Annotated in this window: 3 protein-coding genes; all 3 read right to left on the reverse strand. The window is 59.7% G+C overall.

All coding sequences use genetic code 11. From position 1 onward, the window contains the following. Positions 1 to 775: 775 nt before the first annotated feature. Genes C8J25_RS20060 through C8J25_RS20070 form a run of 3 tightly spaced genes read right to left on the reverse strand, consistent with a single transcriptional unit; the run spans position 776 to position 5,176 of the window. Positions 776 to 2,089, reverse strand: a complete 1,314-nt coding sequence (locus C8J25_RS20060) for an HlyD family type I secretion periplasmic adaptor subunit (protein WP_107956105.1) — start codon at positions 2,087 to 2,089, stop codon at positions 776 to 778. Between the two features lie 10 nt (positions 2,090 to 2,099). Further along, positions 2,100 to 3,833, reverse strand: a complete 1,734-nt coding sequence (locus C8J25_RS20065) for an ATP-binding cassette domain-containing protein (RefSeq protein ID WP_107956106.1) — start codon at positions 3,831 to 3,833, stop codon at positions 2,100 to 2,102. Next, positions 3,830 to 5,176: a TolC family protein gene (locus tag C8J25_RS20070; protein WP_167397793.1), complete on the reverse strand. Its 1,347-nt coding sequence runs from the start codon at positions 5,174 to 5,176 to the stop codon at positions 3,830 to 3,832. The genes C8J25_RS20065 and C8J25_RS20070 overlap by 4 nt, the downstream gene beginning before the upstream one ends. Positions 5,177 to 5,639 lie beyond the last annotated feature (463 nt).

Consider the following 5,639-nt stretch of genomic DNA (forward strand, 5'->3'; position numbering starts at 1 on the left):
TCCTCAGCTACTAAAGCTGTGGTTTGACCGGCGCAGAAGGAAGCTTCTGCGCCGGTCCTATTTTTACCTGTCGACATCTTTCGGCCGTGATATGACGTGGTTCAGGCGTTTGAGAACCTGGAATTCGGGAGCAACCCGCCCGCAACCTCCCGGAAATTGACATCCTAACGTTCGAGGCTCACGCGCCTCGTTTTTAGTGCCTATTTGCCTACTTATTAGGCAAAATATATACTTAGTCGGGCAAAGTCAGGGGGGTGAATGACTGAAGACGAGTTGCGGCAATCGATGGAAAAGCGCTTCCAGGCGATGAGCCTACGGGAGTGGTGCCGACTAACGGGGTGTCATGCCGGCCACGTGAATGAGTTTATGAAGGCCAAACGCGGACCGCCTTCTGATTTATTAGCGGCTTTGAACCTACAGATACGATATGTTCGAGCATACCGCGCGAAAATAGATGAACCTAGTCCAAGCGATAACTGAACCTTCTGCGATATCTGATGCCAGTAGCTCGCTGCGTTAGACAAATAATGCGTAATTAAGACGAGTGACGTATCGCTGTGACAGGTCTCTATGGCCCGAGCAAATCCGGACCAATTACCTCCTATTTTCAGCAGTAGCCGTGACGGTACGGGACGCTCTATGCCTGTTGGCCTACTGTGGCGTCGCCTACACGGCAGGATGCATGCCTCATAGTACTGATACCAAGACGCATGCAGTAATGTGCAGGAAGACAAGAACAATGCCGTTTGCGTTGGTCTGGCATCGTCCCGTAATATTACTCTCTAAAAGCATTCTCACTAAGCCGAGTGAATGGTGACAATATGTAAGCCATAACCGACCTTTTGTCTCCGATCAGGTTTACGTCGGCCGTCATGCCAGAACCGATCGCAAGCCGTTTGCCGTCCGGGCCCCGAAAATTTTTCGCGTCGGCGCGCACACGTACAATATAGTGGCTGTCGCCGGAACGTTCATCCACTGTCGCGTCAGGCGATATGATAACGACCCGGCCGTCCATCCCGCCGTAGATACCAGACTCATACGCGGTAATATTGATCTTGGCGTGCTGGCCAAGCCGCACAAAGGCGATGTCCTTGGGACTGACCATCGCTTCGACGGTGAGCGCATCAGCGGACGGCACGACTTCTACTATAGGTTGCCCAGCACCGATGCTTGCACCGACGGTAGAGACCAGGACCCGATTGACCCGACCGGTGACCGGTGCTGATACCGTTGCTCGGCTAAGCCGGTCGGCCAGTGCAGGCACAGCCTGGCGCCGGGCACCCAGTTCGGCCTGCGCCGCAGCAAGTTCGGTACCCGCCTGCGCTCGCCATGCACCTCGAACCTGCGATAGTGAAGCGCGCGCCTCTGCAACGCCTGATTCCGCTCGTGCTATGCTGGCCGCTGCTTGCGCGGCATCGGTGCCAGCCACCGCCGCACTGCTTTCAAGTTGGATGAGTGTAATTTGCGGCTCGATCCCGCGTTCTACCAAAGGACGCATCAGATCAAGTTGCCGCCGTGCTGAATCCCGCGCAGAAACTCGGGACTGATATGCGGCACGCGCCTCCGCGACGGCCCGTGATGCTTGCGCTGCGCGCGCAGCAGCAGCTGAGGTCAAACTGAAGAGATCGCTCATTCGGGCGGCGTGTAGCGAGCGCTCGATACTAATTTGTTCGGCAATTTCGGGAGTCGATGCGGCAGGATAGACTGGATCGCGGCCAGCAATTTCGGCTTGCAGCCGCGCGATCTTGGCGGCGAGGGCCGCTACTGTTGCTTCCGAACTGCCAAGTTCCGACCCTGCCTGGGTGCGATCGAGGCGGATCAGAGGCTGGCCGCGGCGAACGACGTCGCCAGCGCGCACCAGGATCTCCGAGACAATGCCACCTTCCAAATTGCTCAGCACTTGAAGCCGGTTGGACGGTACTACTCGACCACTGGCGTGCACCGTGCGGTCGAGCTTTACCACGATCGCCCAGATCACAAAGATCGTGACGAAGCCAACGATGAGCCAGAGAAGGAGGTTGGAGACAGCTTTGGGTTTAATCCTGTCGGCGAAATCTTCGAGATGGGTGTGGTGCGCTTTATCGGTCATATCTGGCTTCTCACGCGACGGCACGGGGGCGCTGGAGTTCCTTCAGCACCGCGTCACGCGGTCCATCTTGCGACACACGGCCGTTTTCCACCACGACAATCCGCTCGACGAGGCGCAGCAGCGCGGGCCGGTGCGTAATGAGCACGAAAGTGCGCCCCTGAAGTTCGGTTTCCAGTCGTGCGATCAGTTGAGCTTCGCTGGCCTGGTCCATAGCGCTGGTAGGTTCGTCGAACACAATGATCTGAGGTCTGCCGGCAAGGGCCCGGGCAAGAGAAATCGCCTGACGCTGCCCACCCGACAATCCCTCGCCGCGGTCAGTGAGTTGAAGGTCGTAGCCGTTAGCAATCCGGCCCATAAAACTATGAGTACCCGATAATTCAGCGACACGCAGCATCTCGACGTCGTCGATTTCGTCACGAGCGAGCATGATATTGTCCCGGACGCTTCCGGAAAGCAGTACCGGCTCTTGAAGAGCGGTGCCGATCAATCCGCGCATTACCCAGGGGTCATATTGGCGAATGTCGGTTCCGTCGATCATCACCAGGCCCTCCTGTGGCGGATAGAGGCCAAGGATAAGGCGCGCTATCGTTGATTTACCCGATCCGACTCTGCCCAACAGTGCGACACGCTGACCCGCCGGGATAACAAGGTTCAATCCCGTAAGCGTCCTCTCTGCAGCGCCTGGATAGCCAAACTCGACCCCGCGTAGCTCTATACGACCGTCGAATTTACTGGGGCGCAGAGCACCGGTGCCTGGTTCCTCAGACCCGGTCTCCATCATGCCATTGATCTGTTTGTAAGCGGTACGCGTCGACGAGAGGCGCGAGAGCAGCGCCGCGATGGTCGCGAGCGGTTGCACTGCCCGTCCGGACAGAATCGAACAGGCGACCAGCGCGCCGGTGGTAAGCCGATGGTCAGCGATGAGAAACACGCCAGCGACTACCGTTCCCGCATAAGAAAGAGTGTTGGCCGACGCCGCCACCGTTGTTGCGATTGTCGACACCAGCCGCTGACGCGTCGAACTGTCGCCATGCGCGACGTTTGCGCGGCTCCAACGCCGCCCGAGCAGACGTCCGGCCCCTGACGTCTTGACCATTTCCAATGCGCCTATGGTTTCGACCAACACGCTTTGCTTGGACAGTCCCTCGCTCATCGCCTTCGCCGAGAGACGATCAAGGGCGGGGCGGGTTAGCCATCCGGCTCCCACCACGATTGGAATTGCGGCAAGCGGTACCCAGACCAGCGGTCCCCCCAGTATCGCAATAAACACCAAGGTCACGATGATGAAGGGCACGTCGACCAGCGCCGTCATTGTTGCGGACGCAAAAAAGTCCCGCAGCGTTTCCAGTTCCCGCATCATGCCCGTTAGGGCCCCGGTTGAGCCTTTCTTTTGGTCAAGCCGGATTGCAACCAGCCGTCGAAAAACCCGACCACCCACGTCGTGATCGATGTCAGCGCCCGCGAGATCCGTAAAATAGGCGCGCAGAATACGAAGCAGAAAGTCGAAGACGACAACGACAAGCAGCCCGATCGACAGAGCGACCAAGGAGCTGACGGCATTGTTCGGTACGACCCGGTCGTACACCGTCATGGTGAACAGCGAGGTGATAAGCCCAAAAATATTCACCATCGCTGCAGCCAAGGCGACCTTCATGTAGGTCGCTTTGTTGCGAAGCATCGGCTCGGTCAGCCACGGCGCGAAGCGTGGGCGGGGATGCTCAACCAAGTCAGTCGATCTGCTCATCGTGAGTCCAGCGTTGCAGGGTCGATCCCAAGAGCCGGCAGCAACCGGCCAGTACGGGCAAGAAGGGCATATCGAGCGCTGTCGAGCTCGATCACGGTTTGGATATAGCGAGCCGCGACCCCGAAATAGTTGTTTTCGGCATTCAACAACTCGAAAAGCGTTCCGCGGGCTACTCGGAACCGTTCGGCTAGCACATCTCGAGACCGACGGCTTGCTATGTAGTTGGTCTCGATTGCTTCGCGTGCGCCCTCCAACGCGGTGATGTCGGACAGCGCAATTTCGGCATCTCGCTGGGCGTCGATACGAGTGCGGCGCAGCCGCGCATCGGCACCATTAGCGCGTGCCGCCGCTTGGCGGATGCGCTCTGCTGCACCTCCGCCCAGCCGCATCGACAAGGTAAGACTCCCGCGAATATCATAGTCCCGCTCGGTCTCGATGATGCCGTACCGGCCCGCGTCAAGGCCGGCCGACAGCTGAGGCAGCTGATCAGAGCGAAGTGCACGCGCTTCAAGCCGCGCCGCATCTACGCCCAGTTTTGCAGCACGTACTGTAGGCAAGCGATCAACATCGTCGGAAAGTCCGGCGTGTGTGATTGCACCGAGCGCCGGGACGGGCGCACGGCCAAGGTCGCGGGGAGGGGGGGACCCGATCACCGCCGCATATTGGGCTTCAGCGCTCATCAGAAGACGACGGAAGTCGACAGCTTGGGCATCGGCCGAAGCAATATAGCCATCGACCTGTGCGATGTCGCCAGGGGCTGCGGCACCCTGCATGATGCGACCTTCGAGCGCCACGCGCAGGTCCCGCTGACTGGCCGTGAACGCATCGGCAAGCCGCACCAAGACACGGTAGCCGTAGACCTGATACCAAGCTGCTACAGCCCTCAATGCCACCTGCGTACCGGTATCTTCCACGGCTGTACGTGCCGCCTCGAGCCGTGCCTCACCTGCGCGGACGCGGTTGAGGCTCGAGCCCCAATCCACCACGGGTTGCTGCACCCGGATGAGCCCGTCGGTCCGGCCCCGCGGGCGCGAGCGCTCGAGTACGTTGCCGGGGTCGTTGGAAAAGGCGCGGCTTAAAATCTGGAAACTGGAAACAGACACGTCGGCGGTTGGCAGCCTTCGCGCCTTGGCTTCGTCGCGGACAGCGTCTGCCTCATCGACTAGCGCCATAGACTCGTCCAGCGCCGGGTTGCGGCGCACCGCTTCCGCAATTGCGACACGAAATGGTACGGGATCGATAGAACTGCGGGCGAGACGCAGCACCGGATCGGTCGCTGGATCAATGCGCAGCGGATCCGGGGCAGGGGCAGGCAGCCCCCCCTCGAAGGTACGGCGAAGCACAGGAAGAGGCTGGATTGCAGCAGACTGCGTCGCAGGCGACCGAACAGGACCAATCGTGATGGGACCGTTTGTGGTGGGGATAGGCAGCAGGGTGCTTTGCTGAGGAGGTGTTGTCGGTGCGGGCACGGAACTTGCCGGTACCATCAAGGGGGGCAGCGTTGGCGAAGCCGGAAGCGGGCGCGGCGTTGCTCCTTGTTGCGGATCTATCACGAGCGAGCCGGGCGGCGTCGTGACGACTTGCGCGAGCGCTACTGGTGCGACCGTGATCGCCAATCCGCCAAGAATGATGGCGTGTCCTATCCGGCGCTTTCTGGCCGCTGACGGAATCATATCGTTCTTGCCATCGCACTGTCGCATAAGTCGCTGTTCGTATCACGGCCGAAAGATGTCGACAGGTAAAAATAGGACCGGCGCAGAAGCTTCCTTCCGCGCCTGTCAAACCACAGCTTTTAGCAACTGCGGG

Origin of the sequence: Sphingomonas faeni (assembly GCF_003053745.1) — a bacterium.
In the GTDB taxonomy this organism is placed as follows: Bacteria; Pseudomonadota; Alphaproteobacteria; order Sphingomonadales; family Sphingomonadaceae; genus Sphingomonas; species Sphingomonas faeni.